23 protein-coding genes are annotated in these 25,522 nt (G+C 72.7%); 11 read left to right on the forward strand and 12 right to left on the reverse strand.

The genetic code is table 11. From position 1 onward, the window contains the following. Positions 1-29 precede the first annotated feature (29 nt). Both AB0C04_RS00810 and AB0C04_RS00815 read right to left on the reverse strand, forming a co-directional pair. Complete coding sequence (locus AB0C04_RS00810) at positions 30-419, reverse strand: hypothetical protein (RefSeq protein ID WP_357046577.1); 390 nt, start codon at positions 417-419, stop codon at positions 30-32. A 29-nt stretch (positions 420-448) separates the two neighbouring features. Continuing rightward, positions 449-931 (reverse strand): methylated-DNA--[protein]-cysteine S-methyltransferase, encoded by a 483-nt coding sequence (locus AB0C04_RS00815; RefSeq protein ID WP_357046579.1) that lies wholly within the window; start codon positions 929-931, stop codon positions 449-451. A 101-nt stretch (positions 932-1,032) separates the two neighbouring features. Here AB0C04_RS00815 and AB0C04_RS00820 point away from each other — a divergent pair, with 101 nt between their 5' ends. After that, entirely contained in the window at positions 1,033-1,539 is a 507-nt protein-coding gene (locus AB0C04_RS00820; RefSeq protein ID WP_357046581.1) for a hypothetical protein, read from the forward strand. A gap of 28 nt (positions 1,540-1,567) precedes the next feature. Continuing rightward, the gene (locus AB0C04_RS00825) at positions 1,568-3,076 is read left to right on the forward strand and encodes an SPFH domain-containing protein (RefSeq protein ID WP_350868713.1); all 1,509 of its coding nucleotides are present in this window, start codon (positions 1,568-1,570) and stop codon (positions 3,074-3,076) included. Positions 3,077-3,146: 70 nt separating this feature from the next. On the opposite strand, the gene AB0C04_RS00830 is transcribed toward AB0C04_RS00825, so the two are convergent. Continuing rightward, positions 3,147-4,607 (reverse strand): CCA tRNA nucleotidyltransferase, encoded by a 1,461-nt coding sequence (locus AB0C04_RS00830; protein WP_357046583.1) that lies wholly within the window; start codon positions 4,605-4,607, stop codon positions 3,147-3,149. Between the two features lie 124 nt (positions 4,608-4,731). Here AB0C04_RS00830 and murJ point away from each other — a divergent pair, with 124 nt between their 5' ends. The 7 genes from murJ (at position 4,732) to AB0C04_RS00865 (ending at position 13,269) form a co-directional block, all read left to right on the forward strand. Next, positions 4,732-6,495, forward strand: coding sequence for a murein biosynthesis integral membrane protein MurJ (murJ, locus tag AB0C04_RS00835; protein ID WP_357046585.1), 1,764 nt, complete (start codon positions 4,732-4,734; stop codon positions 6,493-6,495). A 440-nt stretch (positions 6,496-6,935) separates the two neighbouring features. Next, positions 6,936-8,543, forward strand: a complete 1,608-nt coding sequence (locus tag AB0C04_RS00840) for a protein kinase family protein (RefSeq protein WP_357046587.1) — start codon at positions 6,936-6,938, stop codon at positions 8,541-8,543. A gap of 43 nt (positions 8,544-8,586) precedes the next feature. After that, on the forward strand, positions 8,587-9,360 hold the full coding sequence (gene sigM / locus AB0C04_RS00845) for an RNA polymerase sigma factor SigM (RefSeq protein ID WP_357046589.1): 774 nt from the start codon (positions 8,587-8,589) through the stop codon (positions 9,358-9,360). Beyond that, positions 9,357-10,463 carry a hypothetical protein gene (locus tag AB0C04_RS00850; RefSeq protein WP_357046591.1) on the forward strand — a complete coding sequence of 369 codons (1,107 nt, stop codon included), beginning with the start codon at positions 9,357-9,359 and terminating at the stop codon, positions 10,461-10,463. Before sigM ends, AB0C04_RS00850 begins: the two co-directional genes overlap by 4 nt. A gap of 179 nt (positions 10,464-10,642) precedes the next feature. Next, complete coding sequence (gene trxB / locus AB0C04_RS00855; RefSeq protein WP_357046593.1) at positions 10,643-11,596, forward strand: thioredoxin-disulfide reductase; 954 nt, start codon at positions 10,643-10,645, stop codon at positions 11,594-11,596. A 31-nt stretch (positions 11,597-11,627) separates the two neighbouring features. After that, on the forward strand, positions 11,628-11,951 hold the full coding sequence (gene trxA / locus AB0C04_RS00860; protein WP_350868700.1) for a thioredoxin: 324 nt from the start codon (positions 11,628-11,630) through the stop codon (positions 11,949-11,951). Between the two features lie 151 nt (positions 11,952-12,102). Then, positions 12,103-13,269, forward strand: a complete 1,167-nt coding sequence (locus AB0C04_RS00865; protein WP_357046595.1) for an N-acetylmuramoyl-L-alanine amidase — start codon at positions 12,103-12,105, stop codon at positions 13,267-13,269. Positions 13,270-13,310: 41 nt separating this feature from the next. On the opposite strand, the gene AB0C04_RS00870 is transcribed toward AB0C04_RS00865, so the two are convergent. Beyond that, entirely contained in the window at positions 13,311-13,979 is a 669-nt protein-coding gene (locus AB0C04_RS00870; protein WP_350868698.1) for a GNAT family N-acetyltransferase, read from the reverse strand. A gap of 291 nt (positions 13,980-14,270) precedes the next feature. Here AB0C04_RS00870 and AB0C04_RS00875 point away from each other — a divergent pair, with 291 nt between their 5' ends. Together AB0C04_RS00875 and AB0C04_RS00880 are read left to right on the forward strand one after the other, a co-directional pair. After that, positions 14,271-15,584 (forward strand): PLP-dependent aminotransferase family protein, encoded by a 1,314-nt coding sequence (locus AB0C04_RS00875; protein WP_357046598.1) that lies wholly within the window; start codon positions 14,271-14,273, stop codon positions 15,582-15,584. A gap of 7 nt (positions 15,585-15,591) precedes the next feature. Further along, on the forward strand, positions 15,592-16,587 hold the full coding sequence (locus tag AB0C04_RS00880) for a D-alanine--D-alanine ligase (protein WP_357046601.1): 996 nt from the start codon (positions 15,592-15,594) through the stop codon (positions 16,585-16,587). A gap of 70 nt (positions 16,588-16,657) precedes the next feature. Here the strand turns inward: AB0C04_RS00880 and AB0C04_RS00885 are convergent, their stop codons facing one another. From AB0C04_RS00885 to rnpA, 8 genes are all read right to left on the reverse strand, one after another. Continuing rightward, positions 16,658-17,449 carry a hypothetical protein gene (locus tag AB0C04_RS00885; RefSeq protein ID WP_357046603.1) on the reverse strand — a complete coding sequence of 264 codons (792 nt, stop codon included), beginning with the start codon at positions 17,447-17,449 and terminating at the stop codon, positions 16,658-16,660. Between the two features lie 1,956 nt (positions 17,450-19,405). After that, positions 19,406-20,422 (reverse strand): ParB/RepB/Spo0J family partition protein, encoded by a 1,017-nt coding sequence (locus tag AB0C04_RS00890; RefSeq protein ID WP_357046605.1) that lies wholly within the window; start codon positions 20,420-20,422, stop codon positions 19,406-19,408. 27 nt (positions 20,423-20,449) lie between these two features. Beyond that, positions 20,450-21,778 carry an AAA family ATPase gene (locus AB0C04_RS00895; protein ID WP_357046607.1) on the reverse strand — a complete coding sequence of 443 codons (1,329 nt, stop codon included), beginning with the start codon at positions 21,776-21,778 and terminating at the stop codon, positions 20,450-20,452. Positions 21,779-22,117: 339 nt separating this feature from the next. Further along, positions 22,118-22,849, reverse strand: coding sequence for a 16S rRNA (guanine(527)-N(7))-methyltransferase RsmG (gene rsmG / locus AB0C04_RS00900; RefSeq protein WP_357049028.1), 732 nt, complete (start codon positions 22,847-22,849; stop codon positions 22,118-22,120). 145 nt (positions 22,850-22,994) lie between these two features. Next, on the reverse strand, positions 22,995-23,603 hold the full coding sequence (locus tag AB0C04_RS00905) for a R3H domain-containing nucleic acid-binding protein (RefSeq protein WP_357046609.1): 609 nt from the start codon (positions 23,601-23,603) through the stop codon (positions 22,995-22,997). A 211-nt stretch (positions 23,604-23,814) separates the two neighbouring features. After that, positions 23,815-24,798, reverse strand: coding sequence for a membrane protein insertase YidC (yidC, locus tag AB0C04_RS00910; RefSeq protein ID WP_357046611.1), 984 nt, complete (start codon positions 24,796-24,798; stop codon positions 23,815-23,817). A gap of 3 nt (positions 24,799-24,801) precedes the next feature. Then, the gene (gene yidD, locus AB0C04_RS00915) at positions 24,802-25,089 is read right to left on the reverse strand and encodes a membrane protein insertion efficiency factor YidD (RefSeq protein ID WP_350868684.1); all 288 of its coding nucleotides are present in this window, start codon (positions 25,087-25,089) and stop codon (positions 24,802-24,804) included. Continuing rightward, positions 25,086-25,499, reverse strand: a complete 414-nt coding sequence (gene rnpA / locus AB0C04_RS00920; RefSeq protein ID WP_357046613.1) for a ribonuclease P protein component — start codon at positions 25,497-25,499, stop codon at positions 25,086-25,088. The genes yidD and rnpA overlap by 4 nt, the downstream gene beginning before the upstream one ends. Positions 25,500-25,522: the final 23 nt, after the last annotated feature.

Below are 25,522 nucleotides of genomic sequence, written 5' to 3' on the forward strand. Positions count from 1 at the left end.
GCCGACCCACGGGTACGCGGACAGCCCGGTCACCGCCATCGGGGCCGGCTCCGCCGGGCCGCGGCCGCGCACTCCGCCCGACGGCCCGCCAGCGCCTCGGCGCTCAACGCGGCCCCGCCGGAGAGCGGCAGGATCGTCGGGTTCACCTCGCCGTAGCTGATCACGAACGCCACCACGTCGATGATCACGTGCGTCGTCCTCAGCGTGTAGACCGAGATCAGGTCGAGGTCGTTGCTGACCCCCGACACGAACGCGTTCGACAGGGTCTGGTTCGGCTGGTAGTTGATCGTCGAGAACTCCGGCGGGCGCGGCGTCCCCTCCGGGAAGACCTGGAGGAAGCCGGCAGCGAGCGGGCCGGTGACGGTCACGTTGCCGAACACCCCCTCACCGAAGAAGACGTAGTCGCCCAGCCGGTGCATCGACCGATCGGCGGCCCCCGGGCCGTCGGTCAGCCGAGCAGGGCACGCTCGAAGTCGACCCGGGCCTCCAGTTCGAGCAGGTAGCGCTTGCGGTCCAGGCCGCCGCCGAAACCCACCAGCTTCGCCCCGGCGCCGACGATCCGGTGGCACGGCACGATGACCGGGACCGGGTTGCGGTTGCAGGCCACCCCGACGGCCCGGGCCGCACCTGGGTCACCCACCCGGCGCGCGACCTCGCCGTAGGTCAACGTCTGCCCGTAGGGAATGCGGGTCATCTCGCGCCACACCGCCCGCTCGAAGTCGGAGCCCCGCGGGATCGACAGCGGCACGGTGAACCCGGTCAGCTCGCCGGCGAAGTAGGCCCGCAGCTCGTCCACCGCCTGCCGGGACAGCTCGTGGTCCGGCTCGTCGAGCCCCGACTCGACCCGACCGAAGTGGGTGCCGCAGACGCTGTCGCCGTCGGTGGCGACGGAGAACTCCCCGATCGGCGAGTCGAGCACGGTCCAGCGCATCCACCCATTGTCGTCCCCTCGTACGACACGTATCCCGATGGGCCCAGGTCGACGTTCGCCGCCCGGCTGACACCTTGCGGTCCGTCGATACCGTCCAGGTCGTGGCCACGGGGACCCTCATCTTTCTGATCATCGGCGGTGCGGGCATCGCGCTGCTCGCCCTCGCCCTGCTCGGCACGGAACTGCTCCATTTCGGCGGCGCCGACGGGCCGATCTCGATCGAGACGGTCGCCGGCTTCGCCGGCGCGTTCGGCTTCGGCGCGGCGATCGTCAACGAGCTGCTCGGCGGGCGTACCACCGGCGCGGTCGCGGTGGCGGCCGGCGGCGGCGCGCTCGCCGCGGTGCCCGCCGCCTGGATCGCGTCCCGGATCAGCCGGGCGGCCCGCAACATGCCCACCGATCCCACCCCCACCCGCGACCACCTGGTCGGCGCGCTGGGCCTGGTGGTCACCCCGGTGCCGGCGGACGGCTACGGCGAGGTCCGGCTACGGGTGGCCGGCCAGCCGCTCAAGCTCAACGCCCGCGCCGACCGTCCCGTCCCGCTCGGCGCCCAGGTCTTCGTCGTCCAGGCGCTGAGCGAGACCAGCGTGCACGTCGAGACCTACTGAAAAACCCCTTCGCAGACAGGAAACCTGCATGCCGCTCTTCATCGCCATCGGAGGCGCGGTCCTCCTCGTCCTCATCCTCATCCTCTTCGTGCTCTCCCGGATCAAGGTGGCCGGGCCGAACGAGGCGTTCATCGTCACCGGCCGCAAGGGCCGTACCACGCAGACCGCGGACGGCGGCCGGTCGACCGACATGTCCGGGCAGAAGGTCGTGCTGGGCGCCTCGGTGTTCGTCCTGCCGGTGGTGCAGAAGCTCCAGTCGCTCGACCTGTCCAGCCGCCGGATCGACGTCGGCATCCGGGGTGCGGTCAGCAAGCAGGGCATCCGGGCCGACCTGCACGGCGTGGCGATCGTCAAGGTCGGCGGCACCGAGGACGCGATCCGGGCCGCCGCCCAGCGCTTCCTGCACCAGCAGGACGAGATCGACAACTTCACCCGGGAGGTGCTCGCCGGCGCGCTGCGCTCGATCGTCGGGCGGCTCACCGTCGAGGAGGTGATCCGGGACCGGGCCGCGTTCGCCAGCGCGGTGGCCGAGGAGGCCGAGCACTCGATGACCAACCAGGGCCTGGTGCTGGACACCTTCCAGCTCCAGGACATCCTGGCGGAGGGCTCCTACCTGCAGGACCTGGGCCGGCCGGAGGCGGCCCGGGTGCTCAAGGACGCCGCGATCGCCGAGGCCCGGGCCCGGCAGCAGGCCGAGCAGGAGCGGCTGCTCGCCGAGGAGGCGATCGCCGAGGCGAACCGGAACCTCTCCCTGAAGCAGGCCGCCATCCAGGCCGAGATCGACGCGGCGAAGGCGAAGTCGGCCGCCGCCGGGCCGCTCGCCCAGGCGGAGCGCGACCAGGCGATCCTCTCCGAGCAGCAGAAGGTGGCCGAGCGCAATGCCGAACTGAAGCAGCGCCAGCTGGACACCGAGGTGCGCAAGCCGGCGGACGCGGCCCGGTACAAGGTGGAGCAGGAGGCGGAGGCGGCCCGCAACGCGGCGGTGCTGAACGCCGACGCGCAGCGACAGGCGGTCATCGCCGCCGCCCAGGCCGCCGCCGAGCAGTCCCGGCTGACCGGTGAGGGCGAGCGGGCCCGCCGGGCCGCGCTGGCCGAGGCGAACGCGATCGAGGGCGCCAAGGAGGGCGAGGCGGAGCAGCGCCGCCGGTCGGCCATCGCCGAGGCGGTCGAGCGGGAGGGCCAGGCCGAGGCCGCGGCGATCCTGGCGAAGGGGCAGGCCGAGGCGGACGCGATGGCCCGCAAGGCCGAGGCGTTCGCCGCGTACGGCGAGGCGGCCGTGCTCGACCTGCTGGTCACCGTGCTGCCGCAGGTGGTGCAGGCGGCGAGCGCCCCGATCGGCGCGATCGACAAGATGACCGTCATCTCCACCGACGGCGCTTCGTCGCTGACCAAGTCGGTAGCCGGCAACGTGGCGCAGGGGCTCCAGCTCGGCAGTGACCTGACCGGGATCGACCTGGCCGGGCTGCTCTCCCGGCTCGGCTCGGCCGCCGGCAACGGCAAGCCGTCCGTCGAGGGCGCGGCCGTCGAGACCCGCTGACCGTACGGCGAAGGGCGCCGCTCCCGGTGTGGGAGGGGCGCCCTTCGCGCTGTCTCGGTAGAGCGTCGGATCAGTCGAGGATGCCCTCGTCGCGGGCCCAGCGGAGCAGTTCCGCCTCGGCGGCGTCCCGGTCCAGCGGGCCGTGCTCCAGCCGCTGTTCCTTGAGGTGCTTCCAGGCCCGCCCGACCACCGGGCCCGGCGGTACGCCGAGCAGCTCCATGATCGCGTTGCCGTCCAGGTCGGGCCGGACCCGGGCCAGGTCCTCCTCGGCGGCGATCCGGGCGATCCGCTCCTCCAACGCGTCGTAGTCCGCGGCGAGCTGGGCGGCCTTGCGGCGGTTGCGGGTGGTGCAGTCCGAGCGGGTGAGCTTGTGCAGCCGGGTCAGCAGGTCACCGGCGTCGGCGACGTACCGGCGCACCGCCGAGTCGGTCCACTCGCCGCGGCCGTACCCGTAGAAACGCAGGTGCAGCGCGACCAGCGCGGTGACCTTGGCGGTGACGTCCTTGGGGTAGCGCATCGCCTTCATCCGCGCCTTGGTCAGCCGGGCGCCGACCACCTCGTGGTGGTGGAAGCTGACCCGCCCGTCCGACCCGACCGACTTGGTTCCCGGCTTGCCGACGTCGTGCATCAACGCGGCCATCCGGAGGATGAAGTCGCAGCCGTCCTCCTCGTAGCGGATCGCGTTGCCGACCACGGTCAGGGTGTGCTCGTAGACGTCCTTGTGCTGGGCGTGCTCGTCGATCTCCAGCTTGAGGCCGGTCAGCTCGGGCAGGAAGCGCTCGGCGAGCCCGGTCTCCACCAGCAGCCGGAGCCCGGTGATCGGGTCGGCGCCGCAGAGCAGCTTGGTGAACTCGTCCCGGATCCGCTCCGCGGTGATCCGGTCCAGGTCGGTCGCCATGCGGGTCATCGCCGCGTGCACGTCCGGGTGCACGGTGAAGCGCAGCTGCGCGGCGAACCGGGCGGCGCGGAGCATCCGCAGCGGGTCGTCCCGGAACGACTCGTGGGGCGCCGCGGGAGTACGGATCACCTTGGCGGCGAGATCGTCCAGCCCGCCGTGCGGATCGGTGAACCGGTGATCGGGCAGGCTCACCGCCATCGCGTTGATGGTGAAGTCCCGGCGCTTCAGGTCCTCGCTCAGGCTGGTGCCGTACTCCACCACCGGGTTGCGGCTGACCTGGTCGTACGACTCGGCCCGGAAGGTGGTGATCTCCAGCCGCAGCCCGTCGCGCTGAAGGCCGATGGTGCCGAACTCCCGGCCGGTCTCCCAGATCGACTCGGCCCAGCCCTTGACGATCCGCAGGGTCTCGTCGGGGTGTGCGTCGGTGCAGAAGTCGAGGTCCTCGCCGAGGCGGCCGAGCAGGGCGTCCCGTACCGAACCGCCCACCAGGTGCAGCTCGTGACCGGCCCGGGCGAACCGGCGGCCCAGCTCGTCGGCGACCGGGGAGACCCGGAGCAGTTCGGCGACGGCGTTGCGCTGCGCGGCGGTGAGTTCGCGGCGGTCGGCGGCGTGCGATGCGGAGACTTCGGACATGGGATCGCCAGCCTATCGGGCCCGGTCGGGATCCCATCCGCCGGGCGCGGGTAACGGGCTGGGGTTGACTAAGGTCTGTGACGTGCGGGCGGGCGCCCGGCAAGGTACCGGGGGGAGGCTGGAGATGAGCGGCGGGCTCTACCGCAGCGCGAACGCCGCACAGGGCGGCGACCCCGGCGGGTACGGCCACGGCCGGCCGACGCCGGACGGCGCCACCTTCATCTCGGCCGAGCCGCTGAACCAGCCGGCCATGGAGTCGACGGCCCCGCCGCAGGAACAGGTCGCCGAGGCCAGCGCCGCCACCAACAGCGCGGTGATGGCGATCGGCAGCCTGGTCAGCCGGGGTACCGGCTTCCTGCGCACGCTGGCGCTGACCGCCGCTCTCGGCGGCGCGCTCGTCGGCGACGCGTACACCACCGCGCAGATCCTGCCCGGGATGGTCTACGAGTTCCTGCTCGGCGGCATCCTCACCAGCGTGCTCATCCCGGTGCTGGTGCGCCGGCGCAAGGCGGACGCCGACGGTGGCCAGGCGTACGCCCAACGGCTGCTCACCCTGGCGGTGGTCACCCTCGCCGCGGCCGCGCTGGTCGCGGTGGCCGCCGCGTCGCTGCTGACCAGGCTTTACACCAGCGACGACCGCGGAACGGCCTACCAGGACCTGGTCACCAGCCTGTCGTATTTGATGCTGCCGATGATCTTCTTCGCCGGCCTCAGCGCGCTGATCAGCGCGGTGCTCAACACCCGGGGGCACTTCGCCGCCCCGATGTGGGCGCCGATCCTGAACAACATCGTGGTGATCGCCACCGCCGGCCTCTACATCGCGATCTTCGGCGCCGAGATCGTCCGGCCGGAGCAGATGACTGCCGGGCGGATCCTGCTGATCAGCGGTGGCACCCTGCTCGGTGTCGCGATCCAGGCCGCCGGCCTGCTGCCGGCGCTGCGCAAGGTCGGCTTCCAGTGGAAGCTCCGGTTCGACTTCCGCGCGCTCGGCCTGCGTGAGCTGGGCCGGCTCGGCGGCTGGATGTTCTGCTACGTGGCGGTCAGCCAGGTCGGCCTGATCGTGCTCTTCAACCTGCTCAACCGGGCGGGCGACGGGGACGCAGGCGCCCTGATCTACAACAACGTCTTCCTGCTGCTGATGATGGCGCACGGCATCATCGCCGTCTCGATCATCACCGCGCTGATGCCCCGGATGAGCGCTGCCGCCGCCGATGGCCGTTACGCCGACGTCGCCGCCGACCTGTCCCGGGGGACCCGCACGGTCTCCGCGGTACTCGCTCCGATCGCCGTCTGCTACGCGGTGCTGGCCACTCCACTGGCGGTGGTGCTGTTCCGCTACGGCGCGTTCACCGAGGAGAACGCCTCCGACACCTCGCTCGTGCTGCTGCTCGCCGCGCTCGCCCTGGTGCCGTTCGCGATCAGCCAGCTCTTCACCTTCGCCTTCTACGCCCTGCCGGACACCCGCACTCCGGCGCTGATCAACATCCCGGTGGTGGCGCTGCGGATCGGCGTGCAGATCGTGCTCTTCGCCGCGTTCGCCGCCCACTTCGCGGCGGCCGGAATGATGATCGGCAACGCGGTCTCGTACCTGGCCGCGGCGATCGGCTCCGCCTGGTTGCTCCGCCCGCGGGTCGGCCGGATCGGGCTGGCTCACATCATGCGCACCCTGGGCCGGGTTCTGGTCGCCGCGCTCGGCGCCGCGCTGGTCGGTCTGCTGGTGGTCGCCCTGCTGCCCGGCGGCGACACGCCGAGCTGGGCGCAGGCGCTCATCCAGCTCATCGTCGGCGGCGCGGCGATCGGCGGGACCTACCTCGGCCTCGCCATGGTGCTGCGGATCGGCGAGATCACCGAGGTGGTCGGCATGGTCCGCCGCCGGCTCGGACGCTGACCCGGCGGCTCGACCGCTCGCCCGCACGCACCGTGACCGTGGATCACCAGGGTTGGGGATGTGGCTGTGGATAACTCCGCGATTCACCGGTCAGCTACCGGATCGGCCTGTGGATAACCAGCCGTACGGCTGAGCGTGACCGGCCCGTCGGGGGGAACTAGGCCGGTGTTGGCGCGAACCGCCACACCAGCCCGGGCCCCTCCGGCGGCCTCTTGCGGTGAACCCGTAGATTGGCTAGTACATGTGCCAGCAACGTGGCTGACAACGGTCGCAACCGGACGACTTCCCCACTACCCGGCTCCCCGCCGGGTACGGCGGGAAGATGACATGTCGGGAAGACGGGCAACCCGGGTAAGGTCGCTCTCGACGGGTACGGCAGGCGCCGACGCTCAGCGTCGACACCGGTCGGCCGTTCCTTCGAAGGCAGAGCGGGAAGCCACATGCCCAGCAGCGCGGGTCCATCGATCGACACGATCACCGAGGGAGGACGGGTGACCCAGGTCGGCGAGGGTCAGGACGCGGACGAGAGCGCTCCGCCGGTCATGACCTTCGGTGCTCCCACGGCCGGTGAAGTCCTCGCCGATCGCTACGAGCTGGTCGAGCACATCAACAACGACAGCGCCGGCCGGCTGGTGTGGCGCGGTGTCGACGTGGTGCTGCGCCGCCCCGTGGCGGTCGTGCTGCGCTACCCGGGTGGCGACTCCGCCACCGAGATGCTCCAGGCCGCCGTCGCGGCCAGCCGGGTCATCCACCCCAACCTGGTCGGCGTCTACGACGCGATCGACGAGGACGAGCGGGCCTACGTGGTGCGCGAGTGGGTCGACGGGCGCTCCCTGCGCGAGATGGTGGCCGAGGACCAGCTCGATCCCGCCCGGGCGACCGCGATCGGCAGTTCCGTCGCCAGCGCACTCGCCGCGGTGCACGCCACCGACATGGTGCACGGCAACGTGCACCCCGGCACCGTCATGATCTCCGACGACGGCCGGGTGGTGCTGGCCGACGCCCGCACCGACGGCGCCGACAGCCAGGAGAGCGACATCCGGGCGGTCGGCGGCATCCTCTACTTCGCCCTGACCGGGCACTGGCCGCACGCCGAGGCCCCGCTGCGTGGCGCCACCGCCGGCCACGGGCGCGCCGCCATTCCCGACGCGGTCCGCGACGCCAGCGGCGCCATCGCCGCACCCCGCCAGGTCCGCGCCGGCGTGCCCGCGTACCTCGACGACCTGACCATGGATCTGCTCGACACCGAGATCGCCCCGCCCTCGTCGGACGTGCTCGCCGCCGAGCTGGACCGCCTCGACGTGCCCTCCGAGGAGCACTTCCTGGAGGAGACCGGCGGGCCGCTGCGCTTCGCCGCGGACAGCGACGAGGAGCCGTCCCCACTGGCCGCCGCCGGCGGCCGCAAGGTCGCCATCGGCATCGCCGGCCTGCTGGCCGTCGCCCTGGTCGGGCTCCTGATCGGCATCAGCGCGCTGGGAGGTGACGGCGACGACGACCCGCAGACCAACCCCGTCGCCGCGCCCACCTCGAGCGCGCCGGCCGGCGAGGCCACGCCGCCTGCCGCCGTGGGCCCGCTACGCGTCAAGGACGTCCGGATCATCGACCCCGACAGCAGGGTGCGCGACGAGCTCGGGGGCGCGAACAAGGTCATCGACGGCGACCGCAACGAGGGCTGGGGCACCGACACCTACACCGCGGCCAACTTCGGCAACCGGAAGTCGGGCATGGGTGTGTGGCTCGACCTCGGCGCGCTGCACACCGTGAAGTCGGTGCAGGTCGAGCTCTCGGCCACCGGCGCCTCCGCTCAGCTCCTCGCCGGCACGACCAACCCGCCGTCCAGCTCGTCCGGCGACAAGGACCTGGTCGCGAGCTACAAGAAGACGCCGATCGGGCAGCCGTTCGAGGAGCACGACGGCACCCGGATGACCTTCGACGGGTTCGACGCCGACAAGAAGTACCGCTACCTGCTGCTCTGGATCACGGTGCTGCCCTCGAACGATCGGGGCTACCAGGTCGACGTTCAGGAAATCACGGTCCAGGGCTCGTGAGCCGTTCACCACGATCCGGGCACCGCCTCCGCCGGACGTGGTGATGGATGAACACGAGGGCCGGACGACGGACAGGTCACCGGCCCCGCACGGGCCCGCCGATCCGCTCGGCGACCTCGCGCTGCTGCGTGCCCACGTCGCCGGCGACCGGGACGCCTTCGCCGAGCTCTTCCGCCGGCACCGTGACCGCCTATGGGCGGTGGCGCTGCGGACGATGGGTGACCGCGAGGAGGCGGCCGACGCCCTCCAGGACGCGATGCTCTCGGCGCACCGTGCCGCCGCCCGGTTCCGCGGCGACTCGGCGGTCACCACCTGGCTGCACCGGATCGTGGTGAACGCCTGCCTGGACCGGATCCGCCGGCGGCAGGCGCACCCCACCGTGCCGCTGCCGGACGGGGCACGCACCGACAACGGGTCGACCACCGGCGGTGTCGAGCCGGCCGCCCCGATGCACGACCACGACACCGCGCTGGTGGTCCGGGAGGCTCTCGCCGCGCTGCCGGTCGAGCAGCGCGCCGCGCTCGTCCTGGTCGACGTCCAGGGCTACCCGGTGGCCGAGGTCGCCCGGATCCTCGGCGTCGCCGAGGGGACGGTGAAGAGCCGGTGTGCCCGAGGGCGGGCCCGGCTGGCGGTGCTGCTGGGTCACCTGCGACCGGCGATCGGCGACCCGGCCGTGCCCACGCGGGTGGCGGGCGACGCGCCCGTCGGCCCGGTCGCCGACGTGCCGCCCGTCACCTCCGGGAACCCACGCCCGCCGGAGGGCGTCGGATCGGGGCCGGGGCGATCCCGGCGCGACGCCAACCAGGAGGACACGTGACGGTCGGGGGGTTCAGGGGGGTCGACCACGACCTGCTCGCCGACTACCTCGGCGGCGCGTTGGACGGCACCCCGCAGGAGGCGGCCGTCGCCCGGCTGGTCGCCGAGGACGCCGCCTGGGCCGAGGCGTACACGCTGCTCGCACCGGCGGTGGCGGGCGTCCGGGCCGACCTGGCCGGCTGGGGGGAGCCCGCGGTCGAGCTGCCGTCGGCGCTCGCCGACCAGATCACCGCGGCGCTCGCCGCGCTGCCACCCCCCGACCCGACCGCGCGACTCGCCGGCGACGAACACGTCGAGGCCGACGGGACGGTTCCGGAGGCACCCGCCCCGGCAGCCGTCGAGCCGACGCCGGCCGCCATCCCGGACCGGACACCCGCCACCGAAGAGGCCGACCAGGATGGCCGCGATGCCGTGCCGGCCGGCGCCGGGCCGCGGCTGGTGCCCACGCAGGGTGGTCCCGGGCGGCGCCGACCCAACAACGGCACCCCGCCGTCGGAGCCGGGCCGGGGTGCGCGCAACGGGCCGGGCCGGCGACAGCGGCGGTGGGGCCGGATCGCCGGGCCGGTGGCGGTTGCCGCGGTCTCCCTGGCGGCCGTCGGGCTCGGCGTGAACCAGCTGGCTCCCGGGCGGCAGGACGGCGGGGCCGACACGGCGTTGAACCAGCCGGCGAGCGCCCCGGACGAGGCCGGCGGGGTTACCCGGACCATCGCCCCGCCGCTGCGCAGCGGCACCAACTACACCCCACAGACCCTGGGCGTCCCCGGGGCGTCGACCGAGGTACGGCCGCTCGGGAGCGCGGCTCCGGGCGAGCAGCCCCGGGTCGACGGGGACGGCGGGCGGCTGCCCGCGCCTGACGGGCTGGACCGGCTCGCCCGGCTGACCGACCAGAGCGCGCTGAGCACCTGCCTCAACGAGATCTCGGTGGAACACGGCGCCGGTGCGCTCGTGGTCGAGTTGGTCGACTACGCCGCCTTCCAGGGTGAGCAGGCGTTGGTGGTGCGGTTCGCCGACAGCACGGGCGCTCGCTGGGCCTGGGTGACCGGTCCGGAGTGCGGTGTCCCCGGCTCGGGTGCGGACACCCGCTACCGCACGCGGGTAGGGTGAAGCCGCGGTCACCGGGCGTTTGACCGTCCACGTGACCTGACCCACCGGATGCCCGGCTCGGGAATTCCCGGTTCGTACGATGAGTTTCGCAAGTAGCTGCCGGCTCTCTCCAGGGGTCGGCACTCGGATCGGCATCGGTGCGCACCGAACGCCGAACACACACAACTCGGGAGACGGCAGTGGACGAGGTCCGCAACCTGATCATCATCGGCTCCGGGCCGGCTGGCTACACAGCGGCGGTCTACGCCGCGCGCGCCAACCTCAAGCCGCTGGTGATCGAGGGCGTTCAGTCCGGCGGCGCACTGATGACGACGACCGAGGTCGAGAACTTCCCCGGCTTCGCCGACGGCATCCTCGGGCCCGAGCTGATGGACAACATGCGCAAGCAGGCCGAGCGGTTCGGCGCCGAGTTCCTCACCGACGACGTGACCCGGGTCGAGTTGGTCGACACCGGCGACACCGGCTCCCACGCGGTCAGCACCGTCTGGGTCGGCGAGACCGCCTACCGCGCCCACGCAGTCATCCTCTCCACCGGTTCCGCCTGGCGCCCGCTGGGCGTGCCGGGCGAGCAGGAGTACCTCGGCCACGGCGTCTCCTCCTGCGCCACCTGTGACGGCTTCTTCTTCCGTAACCAGCACATCGTCGTCGTCGGCGGTGGTGACTCGGCGATGGAGGAGGCCAGCTTCCTCACCCGCTTCGCGGATTCGGTCACCATCATCCACCGGCGTGACTCGTTCCGGGCCAGCAAGATCATGGCCGACCGGGCGCTGAACAACGAGAAGATCAAGGTCGAGTGGAACTCCACGGTCGAGGAGATCCTCGGTGCCGACGGTAAGGTCTCCGGCGTCCGCCTCCGCAACGTGCACAGCGGCGAGACCAAGGTGCTCGACGTCACCGGCGTCTTCGTCGCGATCGGGCACGACCCGCGCAGCGAACTCTTCCGGGGGCAGGTGGAGCTCGACGACGAGGGGTATGTGAAGGTCGAGGCGCCGACCACCCGGACCAACGTGCCGGGTGTGTTCGCCGCGGGCGACCTGGTGGACCACACCTACCGGCAGGCGATCACCGCCGCCGGCACGGGTTGCGCCGCCGCCCTCGACGCCGAGCGCTTCATCGCCACGCTGCAGGGCTGAACAACCGAAACACACCCGGAGGAGGGTCATAGTGGGAACAACCAAGGCGGTCACCGACGCGAGCTTCGCCGCCGACGTACTGAAGTCCGACAAGCCGGTGCTGGTCGACTTCTGGGCCGAGTGGTGCGGTCCGTGCCGCAAGGTGTCGCCGCTGCTCGAGGAGATCGCGGGCGAGATGGGTGACCAGGTCACCATCGTCAAGCTCAACATCGACGAGAACCCGGAGACCGCCCGGAACTACCGGGTGATGTCCGTGCCGACCCTGACCGTGTTCAAGAACGGTGAGCCGGTGCAGTCCATCGCCGGGGCCAAGCCCAAGGGCGAGCTGGTGAAGCTCATCGAATCGGCGCTCTGACCCGCGCTGAAAGCATCCGGACCCCGTATCCGCCTCACGGCGGGTGCGGGGTCCGGCGTTTTTTCCGCCCGAGCCACCTCGCCGGTCCGGAGCGCATAACCTCAAGCCGGGGCCGCCCGGCCAGCCAGCTTCCGTGCAGAGGGGGTCGTGCGTGCGTCCGATCCGTCCCGGTGACCGCGGGCCCGCGGTCACGGAGATCCGTACGGTCCTGACCGGTCTCGACCTGCTCCCGAGGACGACCGTTCCGCACGACGACGAGTTCGACGTCGAGACCGAGCGGGCGGTACGGGCGTTCCAGCAGTCGCGCGGGCTGAGCGTCGACGGCCGGGTCGGCGCGGAGACCTGGCGGGCCCTGGACGCCGCACGCTGGCGACTCGGCGCCCGCACGCTCTACCACGCGGTGCCCGAGCCGCTCACCGGCGAGGACGTCCGCTCTCTGCAGGAGCGCCTGCTGGAGATGGGGTACGACGCGGGCCGGGCGGACGCGATCTACGGCGTACGGACCTCGCGGGCCGTCGCCCAGTTCCAGCGTGAGGTGGGGCTGACCCCGGACGGCTCGTGCGGGCCGCACACCATGAACGCGCTGCGCCGGCTGGGCCGCAAGGTGGTCGGTGGCCGCCCACAGTGGCTGCGCGAGTCCGACGCGATCCGGCAGTCCGGCCCGACCCTGGTCGGCCGGACGGTGGTCATCGACCCGGGACACGGCGGCACGGACCCGGGGGTGGTGGTGCCCGACGGGAATCTGCGCTGGACCGAGGCCGACCTGGTCCACGACCTGGCCAGCCGGCTGGAGGGGCGGCTCGCCGCCGCCGGGGTGCGGGTGCAGCTCACCCGCGGGCCGGCGCCCGGGGAGTGCCTGCCGGACACCGAGCGGGCGCAGCTGGCCAACGCCCTCGGCGCCGACGTGTTCATCTCGCTGCACACCGACGGGCACGCCAATCCGGATGCCGACGGGGTGGCGACCTACCACTACGGCACCGACAACGGGGTCACCTCGGCGACCGGTGAGCGGCTGGCCGGGCTGGTGCAGCGGGAGATCGTGGCGCGTACCGGGCTGCGCGACTGTCGTACCCATGCCAAGGCGTGGGACCTGCTCCGGCTGACCCGGATGCCGGCGGTCCGGGTGGAGCTGGGTTATCTGACCTCCCCGGCGGACCGTGGCCGGCTGGTGGATCCCCGGTTCCGGGATCGGGTGGTGGAGGCGATCGTGGCCGCCGTGCAGCGGATGTACTTCCCGATCGAGCGGGACGTGCCGACCGGCTCGATCGACGTCAGCGAGCTGCGTGCGGTGGTCGCCGCCGGCACGGTGGTCGACTGAGCCGCGCTGGCCGGCCCGGCTGGGCCGCGGCGGCCGGCGGGTCAGCCGGAGGTGGTCGACCGGGTGGCCGGGGCGGGGCGGACCGGGCGGAGCAGCGTCTCCGGGCTCATCGAACCGAGCAGCTTCTCCAGCGCGTACTCGACGTCGGACTTCCAGCTCAGCGCGGTACGTAGCTCCAGGCGCAGTCGGGGGAAGCGCGGGTGCGGACGTACCGTCTTGAACCCGACGGAGAGGAAGAAATCGGCGGGTGCGACGCAGCCGCCGGCCGGGTCGTCGGCGTCGCCGAACTTCGCGTCACCGAACGCCTCGATCGCCTTGATCCCCCGCTTGGTCAGGTCCCGCGCGACGCCCTGCACGAGCATCCGGCCGAGCCCTCCGCCGGCAAAGGCGGCAACCACGTTGGCGGTCATCAGCAGCGCCGCGTCGGCGGAGACCGGGGAGGTGGGGAAGGCCATCGAGCGGGGCACGTAGGCCGGCGGGGCGTACATGACGAAGCCGGCGGGCATGCCGTCCACGTAGGCGAGCTTGCCGCAGGAGCCCCACTCCAGCAGCGTCTGGGAGACCCAGGCCTCCTTCTCCAGGCCGGGATCGCCGGCGGCGCAGGCGCGGTCCGCGGAGACCGGGTCGAGCTCCCAGTAGACGCACTGCCGGCACGGGCGGGGCAGATCCTCCAGGGTGTCCAGCGTCAAGCTGACCAGACGTCGCGACATGGCGCATCCCCACAAATAGGCTCGGTGCTGAACCCGGCACGGAACGACAGCGCCGCCTTCCTGCCCCCGACGAGCGATCGTACGCCGCCAACCGACCGTACGGGAGAGGACGCGCGAACCCTCACCGCGGCGGGTGACCGCGTCCGGGATATGGACGATCCTCGTGTCCGTACCGCCGCCCCTGGTCACGGCCGACTAGGATCGACATTCGGCGTCCCGTGCCGCCATGGTCGCCGGTGTCCCGGGTACGCCCCGAACGGGAGTCCGCCCCGCAGCGATCGAGGTGATGTCATGACCGGTACGACGCTCGACGACTACACCGACCGGTACGCCCGCCGCGTCCGGGGGATGACCGCCTCGGAGATCCGGGCCCTCTTCGCGGTGGCCAGCCGGCCGGAGGTCGTCTCGCTGGCCGGCGGTGCGCCCTACATCGCCGCGCTGCCGCTCGACGCGGTCGGCGAGATGCTGGGCCGACTCGGCGCCGAGCAGGGCGTGACCACCCTCCAGTACGGCATCGGCCAGGGCACCCTGGAGCTGCGCGAGCGGATCTGCGAGGTGATGGCGCTCTCCGGGATCGACGCGGGGTGCGGCGCCTCCCCGGAGGACGTGGTGGTGACCGTCGGCGGGCAGCAGGCGCTCGACCTGGTGGCCCGGCTCTTCCTCGACCCGGGCGACGTGGTGCTCGCCGAGGGCCCGACCTACGTCGGCGCGCTCGGGGTGTTCCAGGCCGCCCAGGCGCAGGTGGTGCACGTGCCGATGGACGACGACGGGTTGATCCCCGAGGCGCTCGAGGCGGCCATCGCCGACCTGGCCCGAGCCGGCCGGCGGGTGAAGTTCCTCTACACCATCCCCACCTACCAGAACCCGACCGGTGTGACGCTGACCGAGGAGCGCCGGGAACGGGTCCTCGACATCTGCGAGCGCGCCGGCCTGCTGGTGGTCGAGGACGACCCGTACGGGCAGCTGGGCTTCGAGGGTGAGGCGCCGGCGCCGCTGCGCGCCCGGCGGCGGGAAGGCGTCTTCTACCTCAGCACCTTCTCCAAGACCTTCGCGCCGGGGCTGCGGGTGGGCTGGATCCTGGCTCCGCACGCCGTCCGCGACAAGCTGGTCATCGCCAGCGAGGCGCAGATCCTCTGCCCCAGCGGCTTCGCCCAGGCGGCCGTCTCGACGTACCTCGGCACCATGCCCTGGCGGCAGCAGCTCAAGGTCTACCGCGAGGTCTACCGCGAGCGCCGCGACGCGATGCTGGACGCGCTCGCCGACCTGATGCCGGCGGACACCACCTGGACCACTCCCGGCGGGGGTCTCTTCGTCTGGGCCACGCTGCCCGACGGCCTCGACTCCAAGGCGATGATGCCGCGCGCCGTCGCCGCCCGGGTCGCCTACGTTCCCGGGACGGGCTTCTACGCCGACGGCACCGGTGGCGGCAACATGCGGCTGAACTTCAGCTTCCCGCCCCCGGAGCGGATCCGCGAGGGCGTGCGCCGGCTGGCCGGGGTGATGGAGCAGGAGCTCGCGATGCGCCGGGTTTTCGGCACCGTGCGCGGGGCCGGCTCGCGTCGGGGCCAGGCCGGCTCGGACACGCCGGGACCCGACTTGGCATGATTCCGGCATGGGTACGACCGCTGCCGAACAATCCGTGACCGCACCCGCCGTCACCGACGATCTGCGCGTCCTGGTGCTGGCCGGCGGGCTCTCCTACGAACGGGACGTCTCGCTGCGCTCCGGCCGCCGGGTGCTCGACGCGCTGCGCGCGGTCGGCATGGACGTCGAGCTCCGGGACGCCGACGTCGCGCTGCTGCCGGCACTGGCCGTCGATCCGCCGGACGCGGTGGTGATCGCCCTGCACGGTGCGACCGGCGAGGACGGCTCGCTGCGCGGCGTGCTCGACCTGTGCGACGTGCCGTACGTCGGCTGCGACGCGCGGGCGTCCCGGCTGGCCTGGGACAAGCCGTCGGCGAAGGCGGTGCTCCGCGAGGCGGGCATCCCGACGCCGGACTGGGTCGCCCTGCCGCACGACCGCTTCTCCGAGCTGGGTGCGGTGGCGGTGCTCGACCGGATCGTCGACCGGCTCGGCCTGCCGCTGATGGTCAAGCCCGCGCAGGGCGGCTCGGGCCTGGGCGCCGCCGTGGTCCGCGACGCCGCGGCGCTGCCGGCCGCGATGGTGGGCTGCTTCGCGTACGACTCGACGGCACTCGTCGAGCGGTACGTCCCCGGGATGGATGTCGCGGTCTCCGTGGTCGACCTGGGCGACGGCCCCCGGGCGCTGCCGGCGGTCGAGATCGTGCCCCGCAACGGGGTGTACGACTACGCCGCCCGGTACACGGCCGGCCGGACCACCTGGCACACGCCGGCCCGGTTGGAGCCCGAGGTGGCCGAAACCGTGGCCAAGGTGGCGCTGGCCGCGCACACCGCCCTCGGCCTGCGGGACCTGTCCCGGGTCGACCTGATCGTCGACGCCGACGGGCAACCGCACGTGCTGGAGGTGAACGTCTCGCCGGGCATGACCGAGACGTCGCTGCTGCCCCTCGCGGTGGCAGCCGACGGCCTGGACTTCGGGCGGGTACTCAGCTCGTTGGTGGCCCGGGCCGCCGCCCGCCGGCGCTGACCGCCTCCGGGAAGCGCCGGCGCAGACCTCGGCTGCGGCCGGGACGCCCGACGGGCCCTGACCGTCGCTCCTATTCGGCGGCCGGCTTACCCCTCGCCGCACCGGCTTCGGCCTCGGCTCCGGCCTCGGCTTCGGCCTCAGAGTCGGAGTCGGAGTCGGGGCCGGCTTCGGAATCGGCTGCGGCCACCGGCTCCGGGTACTCCTCGGCCGCCTCGATCACCGACGTCGGCTCCTCCTCCTCGGGGCTGCTGACGGGGGCGCTGTCGGTGAGGCTGGACGGCGCCTGCCACTGGATCCGCGGCGGCTCGGCCAGCGGACGGCCGCCGAACTCGGCGAGCCAGGCCGCGATCATCGCGAGATTCTCTCGCCACTGAGATTCCGGGATCGGCGGCAGGATCGAGTCCCAGAGCGGGAGGAAGGTGCCCCGCAACTGGAGACGGCCGTAGGGCCGGGCCAGGAACCACATGTGCAGGTGCGCGGAGCCGTCGCCCCAGCGGTTCACATGCACGCGCGCCACCCCGTCGAGCGAGCGGATCGCCCGCTCCAGCCGCACGGTCATCACCCCGAGTTCCGCGGCGAGCAGGTTCGGCAGATCACCGAGATCGAGGTGAGACCGGGACTCCAGGATGAGGACCATCGGGAGGCCGGTCGGGCGGTCCATCGCGCGTACCCGCCACCGCTCGCCGACCCAGATGTAGGCGTCGTCGGGCGCGCTGCACGCCGTGCATTCCCGGGGGCCCTCGCCCTTGCGGGGCGGTTCGACCGGGACCGGATCATCGAGCTGCTTGACGCGGATGTCGCCCTCGAAGGGGAACGAGGGCCACTGGGTGAAATCCGGAACTGCGGGAGGGGTGTCGGGCACGAGGCTGACCCTAACCGAGTCGAGCACCGGTGTCCCTACCCGAATCAGCGGTTGTCGTCGGCACCTCAGAAGGCCCGGGCCGGGCCGTCCACACGGTTATCCACAGGCCTCCGCAGCCGCGAATACGCCCCGTCATCCACAGGCCCACACCCCGTTCCACGCGCTGTTTCACGTGAAACTGCGGTCGCCTGTGGAAAACCGGTGTGGATAACTTTGGCCGGCTCCGCGACCGCTCTGGGTCGAGGACGCGCCGCTCCGGGTCGCGGCCTGTTTCACGTGAAACGGCGCCCACCGCCAGCGTGGCTTCGCTATGCGCGCGAGACCCGCGGGAGAGGGTCGGCGCCGCCTCTGGCGCTCGATGATCGCCGGTTCGGAACGCCGGTGTCGCCCTTGCCGCAGGGCAGCGGCGGCACGGGCGCGGAGAGACGGCCTGGCGTCTACCGGCGCAGGCGGGCAGGCACCGGCTCGACGCCCCGGGCCGGATGGCCGGCCAGGCCGCGCGGCGGCGGTCCGACGCGGCGGCGGTCCGAGGCCGGCCAGGCCGCGCGGCGGCGGTCCGAGGCGGCGACGGTCCGCCGTGAGCGCCAGGTCGGGGATACGAGGGATCGGGTGACGCCGGGTGGGATATACGAGGGGCCGGGTGACGGGAAGCCGGCGACGGCGGGTCGGAGTGGCGGCGGCATCTGAATCCGGACCGGACGCGGTTTCACGTGAAACAGGGAGACCCCCTTTCGGTGCGTTGCCACCCACGACGCGCGCCGCCGGATCTCGGCTTGAGAATCGCGATCTGCCGTGCCCGGCAGAGCCGGTGCCGCCCGGCGGCGCCCACGGCATCGCTCCTCGGCCCGCACGGGCGACCGTCGGCCGAGGTTCCGGCACCGGCCCTTGTCCCTGGCGGGTCGCGCAGCCCCGCTCAGGTCCGCGCTGACGGACGCGCCGACCCCGGACTCGCAGAGCCCGGACTCGCAGAGCCCGGGCCCGCAGAGCCCGGGCCCGCAGAGCCGGGGCGGGCAGAGCCGGGGGGCAGAGCCAGGCAGCAGGAGCGGGCAGGGTCGAGCCGGGCGGCAGGAGCGGGCAGGGTCGAGCCAGAGGGGTACAGGGCGGGCGAGGCGACCTCCGGCCGGGCGGGGGCGGGGGCGGGCCGGCGCGGGGCGCGGGGCGAATCCAGAGGGCGATTTCCGTGGCGCGCCGCCTCGATCTTGAGGCGGGGGTCCACGACGGGCGGTCACGCCCCGGGGGCCCTGACGCCGCAGTCCGGGTGGCAGAGAGATGGCAATTCGATCGAGGCTCCGCCTGGGCCGATCCCGATGGCCCGTACCGGCCCCTGAGCGGGCCGGTAGCGGCTCGACCGCGCCGGACCCAGCCGGTTAGGCGTCCGGAGCGGATGCGAGGCGCCAGGGCGATCTGAAGGGGTGGAAACCCTCCGCACCGCATCAGCAGACCGCTCCACAACAGCCCTGGCCCGAACGACACCGGGTCGTGCCGACCCGGGCGCGACCCCGGGGACGGGCAGCGTCGCCGCACCCGCCTCCGTAGCGGGGCCGTCCCGATGACGCACAGTCCGGGCCGAGCGGCCTTCGCGGATGGCGCGAGCGGAGCACCGAGGCGGGTCGGCGCATTCGCCCCGCAGCCGTTTCACGTGAAACGGGGGTGCAGGCCCGATCGCACAGCGGCTCTCCGCAACTGGCGGGCACCTCAGGGCGGATACGCCTGACGCCCGAACCGAGGGGCGACCTGACGGGAACTGCTCGGCATGCGCCGCCCGCCGACCGGACCGATGGCCGCGCTGACGGAACTGCCCGGCAAGCACCGCCCGCCGACCGGACCGACGGCCGCGCTGAGGGGAACTGCCCCGGCGCCGCGCCGGTAAATCCACTGAAGGGCGGATCCGGAAGGTCGACGGTAACGACAACGGCCGCGCACCCCGTTCGGGTGCGCGGCCGTTTGGCGATCGGCTCAGTCGGTCGCGGACTCCTCCTGGCCGACCCCGATGATCCCGACGATCCGCTCCAGGTCGTCGACCGTGGCGAACTCGATAGTGATCTTGCCCTTGCTCCGCCCGATGTCCACCTTGACGCGGGTGTCGAACCGGTCGGAGAGCCGGTCGGCGAGGTCGGTCAGCGCCGGCGCGTGCGGCTTGGTACGCCGCTTGGCGGCCTGGGTCTTCGCCGGCCCGTCGCTCAGCGCCAGGGCGACGATCTCCTCGGTCGCCCGCACCGACAGCCCCTCGGCCACGATGCGGAGTGCGAGCTGCTCCTGCGCCTCGGTGTCGTCCAGGCTCAGCAGCGCCCGGGCGTGCCCGGCGGAGAGCACGCCGGCGGCGACCCGGCGCTGCACCTGAGCGGGCAGGTTCAGCAGTCGGATGGTGTTCGAGATCTGTGGCCGGCTGCGGCCGATCCGGCGGGCCAGCTCCTCGTGGGTGGCCCCGAACTCCTCCAGCAGCTGCTGGTACGCGGCCGCCTCTTCCAGCGGGTTGAGGTTCGCCCGGTGGATGTTCTCCAGCAGCGCGTCCCGGAGCATCGCGTCGTCCCGGGTGTCCCGGATGATCGCCGGAATGCTCTCTCGGCCGACCGCCTGGGCGGCCCGCCAGCGGCGCTCACCCATGACCAGTTCGTACTTCTCGTCGTCGAGCTGGCGTACGACGATCGGCTGGAGGAAGCCGACCTCCTGGATCGAGGTCTTCAGCTCCTCCAGCGCGTCCTCGTCGAAGACGTGCCGCGGCTGCTTCGGGTTCGGCACGATCGCGTCGACCGAGATCTCCGCGAACCGCGCGCCGGGCACCGGGCTCAGCGTCGACTCAGGCTGCTCCGCAACGGGGGCCGGGCTCGGCGGCGCTACCGCCCCGTTGACCGGCTCGGCGGCGACCGGTCCGCTCTCGGGCTCAGCCGTGATCGCACCGGCGCCCGGTACCGGCCCGGTCGGGATGAGCGCCCCCAGGCCTCGACCCAGACCGCCCCGAGGACGGTTCTTCATGCCTCGCCTCCCGACGACTCGTCCGCACTACGCATTCCGGCTCACCGGCTCCATGGCGCCCCGCTCGGCGATCTCCTGGGCGGCCTCGAAGTAGCTCGTCGCGCCCCGCGACCCGGGATCGTAGGTCATCACCGACTGGCCGTAGCTGGGCGCCTCGGAGACGCGCACGTTGCGCGGGATGACCGCCTGGAGGACCTTGTCGCCGAAGTGGTTACGTACGTCCTGCTCGACGGCGTCGGCCAGCCGGGTACGCCGGTCGTACATGGTGAGCAGGATGGTGGAGACCTCGAGCCGAGGGTTGAGGTGCTGCCGGACCAGGTTGATGTTGTTGATCAGCTGGTTCAGCCCCTCCAGCGCGTAGTACTCGCACTGGATCGGGATGAGCACCTCCTGCGCGGCCACCAGGGCGTTCACCGTGAGCAGGCCGAGCGAGGGCGGGCAGTCGATGAAGACGTAGTCGAAGTGACCGGGGTACGCGGTGATCGCCCGGTCGAGGCGAGACTCCCGCGCGACGACGGAGACGAGTTCGATCTCCGCGCCGGCGAGGTCGATGGTGGCCGGCACGCACCAGAGGTTGGGGATGCCCTCGACCGCCTGGGCGACGTCGTCGAGCGGCACGCTGTTGATCAGGCAGTCGTAGACGTCCGGCACACCGGTGTGGTGCGGCACGTTCAGCCCGGTCGAGGCGTTTCCCTGCGGGTCGAGGTCGATCACCAGCACCCGGTTACCGTGCAGCGCGAGCGCGACCGCCAGGTTGACCGTGGTGGTCGTCTTCCCCACACCGCCCTTCTGGTTCGCGACGCACATGACCCGGGTCCGCTCGGGCCGAGGCATTGTCACCTCGCCACTGGGGTTCAGGATCTGCACGGCGCGCATCGCCTCCATAGCCAACGGTGGGTCATCGTCCACGTCCGTTTCACGTGAAACGGACGACGGGTCAGCAGCCGGCGACGCCGGGTACGGCTCGGCTGGAGCGGTGGCGACATCGGGTGCCGCCGGGGCCGCGTCGCGTACCGCGTCGGGGGTCGGCTGATGCGGCACTGCCGGCTCGAACCGGGCCGAGGCGGCCGTGTTCCGGCGGGGCTGGGTCGGTGCGTCAGCGGGGGCGTTCGCCGGTCGCGACGTGCCCTCCGCAGCCCGCCGCGAGGCCGGTGAGCCACTCGATTCCGATCCGGCCGACACCCCGCCGACGGTGGGTTGGTCCCGCCGCGCCGCCGGGTCGCCGTCGACCGGGTGGGGCGCCGGGTTTCCGGAGCCCCCGTCGGGCGACCAACTCGGGTAGCCGGTTTCACGTGAAACATGGTCGTTGGCCGACCCGGTCACGCGTGGATCGTCGTACCTGCCGTCGTCATGCACCTGTCATCCCTGCCCGCTTCGGATGGTCGGTCCGCACCCCGTCAACTGGCCACGCCCGCGCTCGTCCCGCGGAGCCCGCGGCCCGGCGGGAGCGGCCGGGACCAACAACTTCCGTCGCCGCCCGCTCCACACTATCGACGCGCGGTCAGCCTACGGTGGACGGGCGCGGCCGGTCCACGTCGGGTTCTCATCCCTTCGGTCCACCCGCACCGGTTCAACGACAGAACCATCGACCGGGAAGCCGGTGACAAGACCCGAACCATTGGTCGATCACGATCGCCGCCGCGGGCGGTGCGGCTCGGCACCGCCCGCGTGGCTCCTGAAGGAACGGACGGGTGGTCAGCGCCCGCGGGGCCGACCGCCCCGGGACTTCCGGCTGGCCTTCGGACGCGGGCCCACCAGGCGCTCCCGGACGACCTCCACCACCGTGGTCGGCGGGTCGATGACGTCGACGCCGCAGTGCCGCACCGTCGGCGCGCCGCCGCCGAGCTTCGCCACCACAGCCGCGTGCTCGGCGATCTCCTCGGCGGCCGAGGCGCCCTTGAGCGCCAGCAGCCGGCCACCCCGTACCGCCAGGGGGAGGCACCAGGCGGCGAGCCGGTCCAGCGGCGCGACGGCCCGGGCGGTGACCACGTCGCCGCTGAGCGGGGCCGCACCGGTCGTACCGCTCGCGGCCTCGTCGGCCCGGCCGCGGAACACCCGGGTGGTCTTGGTCAGACCGAGCTCCTCGACGACCTCGACCAGAAAGGAGGTACGTCGGGCGAGTGGTTCGATCAGGGTCACCGTCAGATCCGGGCGGGCGATCGCCAGCACCAGGCCGGGCAGGCCCGCGCCGGAGCCGACGTCGAGGACCGTCGCGCCCTCGGGGATCCGCTCGGCGACGGCGGCACAGTTCAGCAGGTGCCGGTCCCAGATCCGGGGGGCCTCCCGCGGGCCGATCAGGCCGCGCAGCACCCCGTCGGTCGCCAGCAGTTCGGCGTACGCGGCGGCCACGTCGAGGCGGTCGCCGAAGAGGGTACGGGCCGCACCGGCCAGCTCCGGCGGCAGCGCGGCGTCGGACGGCGCGGGCACGGTCGACGCTCCGCCCTCCGCCGCGGCCTCAGGCGGAACGTCGGGGTCGCCGGAGTGGTCACCGGGCCGGACAGCCGACGGCCCGGGTGAGGTGCCACCCGGGCCGGCCACGGCTCCCGCCGCGGTGTCGTCGTGGGTCACCCGGTCAGTCCACCGGCCGGACGATGATGCGCCGGTTCGGCTCGACGCCCTCGGACTCGCTTTCGACGCCGGTCATCGCGTTGACAACGTCGTGCACGCACTTGCGCTCGAAGGCGGACATCGGCTCCAGCCGGACGGCCTCGCCGTACTCCTTGACCTTCTCCACCGCGTTCTTGGCCACCGCGGCGAGTTCCTTGCGCCGGTTGGCCCGGTAGCCCCCCACGTCGAGCAGCAGCCGGCTCGGCGTGCCGGTCTGCCGGAAGACGGCGAGCCGGGCCAGCTCCTGGAGCGCCTCCAGGGTGGCGCCACGCTGACCGACGAGGTTCTGCAGCCGGGCACCGACGACCTCGACCATCGGGCGCCCGCCGGCGACCAGCTCGTCGATGTCGCCGTCGTAGTCGAGGATGTCGAGCAGGCCCTCGACGTAGTCGGCGGCGATCTCGCTCTGCCGGAACAGGTCGCTGTCGGCCGCGCTCCGCTTCTCCCGGCCCGCCTCGACCTCGGTCTCCTCGACCTCGGTCTCCTCGGGCTCGGTGTCGCCGTTCGCCGCGATCGGGGCGGTCTCCTCCTCGTCCAGGGACTCGTCGGCGCGGGGGATGCTGGTGTCGGTCACGGTCTCATCTCCGTACTCGCTCGGCCGGACCGTCGGGTCCGCTGGTTTCCCGGGGCCGGCGGGAGGTCGCCGGTGCCCGCGGGCACGTCTTACGGGCAGTGTCGCCCGCGGCCGCGCGATGCGCGGCGCATTCCGCCGGCGCCGGCCGTACGGCGGCTGCACGGTGCGGAACGGGCCGCCGTCGGTCACCCGGCGGCGGCCCGTACTCAGCTCAGCCCTGCCGCTTGGCGGGGCGTCCCTTCTTCGGGTTCATCGGCTTGGCGCCCGGCTTCGGCCCGGCGATCTTCGGCGCGGTCGCCTTGGCCGGCACCTGCGGGGCCGGCTTACCACGCCCGAACAGACCGCCCGACTTGGCCGGCTGGACGGGGTTGCGGGCCCCCGAGGTGGCCTTGTTGGCGGTGGGCGGCGGCGGGTACTTGCGCAGCACCCACTGCTGCTGACCGAGGGTGAAGAGGTTGTTGGTGACCCAGTAGATGATCACGCCGATCGGGAAGATGGCGCCGGAGACGAGCAGGGAGAGCGGGATGCCGTAGAGCATCAGCCGCTGGATCATCCGCTGCTGCGGGTCCTCGGCCCAGCCGGTCTTCAGGATCATCTGGCGGCTGGTGAGGTAGGTGGTGCCCATCATCACCAGGACCAGGATGCCGGCGATGATCTTTACCGTGGTGCCGTTGGCGTTCAGCCGGGCCAGCTCGTCCGCGGTCGAGCCGAACTTGCCGGCGATCGGGGCGGTGAAGAGCTTCGCCTGCGAGGCGCTGTCGAACTGCTCGACCGACCAGCCGTAGAGGGTCTTGGCCTGCTTGGCCGGGTCGAGCCGGCGGAGCACGTGGAAGAGGCCGAGGAAGACCGGAATCTGGAGGAACATCGGAAGGCAGCCCATCAACGGGTTGGCCTTTTCCTTCCGGTAGAGCTCCATCATCTCTTTCTGGAGCGTCTCCCGGTCACCCTTGTGCTTCTCCTGCAGGGCCTTGACCTGTGGCTGCAACGCCTGCATCGCGCGCTGCGACTTGATCTGCTTGACGAAGACCGGGAAGAGGATCACCCGGACGGTGACCACCAGGAAGATGATGGCCAGGATCCAGGCGAAGTTCGTGCCGATCACCGCGCCGACCGGGATCCCGATGGCGTCCCAGGCGGAGTGCCAGGTCAGCAGGATCCACGAGATCGCGTAGTAGATCCAGTCCAGACTGAACAATTCTCAGGCTCCAGTCACATCGGCACGGCGGCGACCGCCCGGCTCCGGCACCGGGTCATGTCCACCAGGGTGGAAGGGGTGGCAGCGCAACAGCCGCCGGACCGCCAGGGCGGCTCCGCGGACCGCGCCGTGCCGGGCCACCGCCTCCTGGGCGTACGCACTGCACGACGGGTAGAACCGACAGCGGGCCGGCAGTGCCGGACTTATCCACCGACGGTACGCGATGATGGGCCCGATCAGCACACGGGCGGCGGCGCTGCTCGGCCGGGGGGCGGTCGGGTCGGCGCTCATCGGCGCCGCCCTCGCCCGGCCCGAGCCGCGGTGATCGCGGCATCCAGGTCAGCGCCGAGCGTCGGATAGGACGCGTCCGCGGCCGCCGGCAGGGCCCGGACGACCAGCGTGCTGCCGGCCGGCAGCGCGGCGAGGCGCTCGCGGACCAGGTGCCGGAGCCGGCGGCGGACGCGGTTGCGTACCACGGCGGGCCCGACGGCCTTGGACACGACGAAGCCGGCGCGGGTCGGGGCGGAGGGCTGCTCCGCACCGGTGGTCCGCGCCGGCTCCGGCGAGGTCGGTGTCTCTGGTTCAGGGGAGGCCGGCAGGGTCAGGTGGACCACGACGGCGCCTCGGCCGGCGCGTCGGCCACCCCGGACCGCTGCGGCGAAGTCAGTACTGCGCCGCAGTCGTTGCGCGGCCGCCAGCACGACTGCCCACGTCCCCCGGACCT

Source organism: Micromonospora sp. NPDC048909, from assembly GCF_040649635.1.
Lineage (GTDB): Bacteria > Actinomycetota > Actinomycetes > Mycobacteriales > Micromonosporaceae > Micromonospora.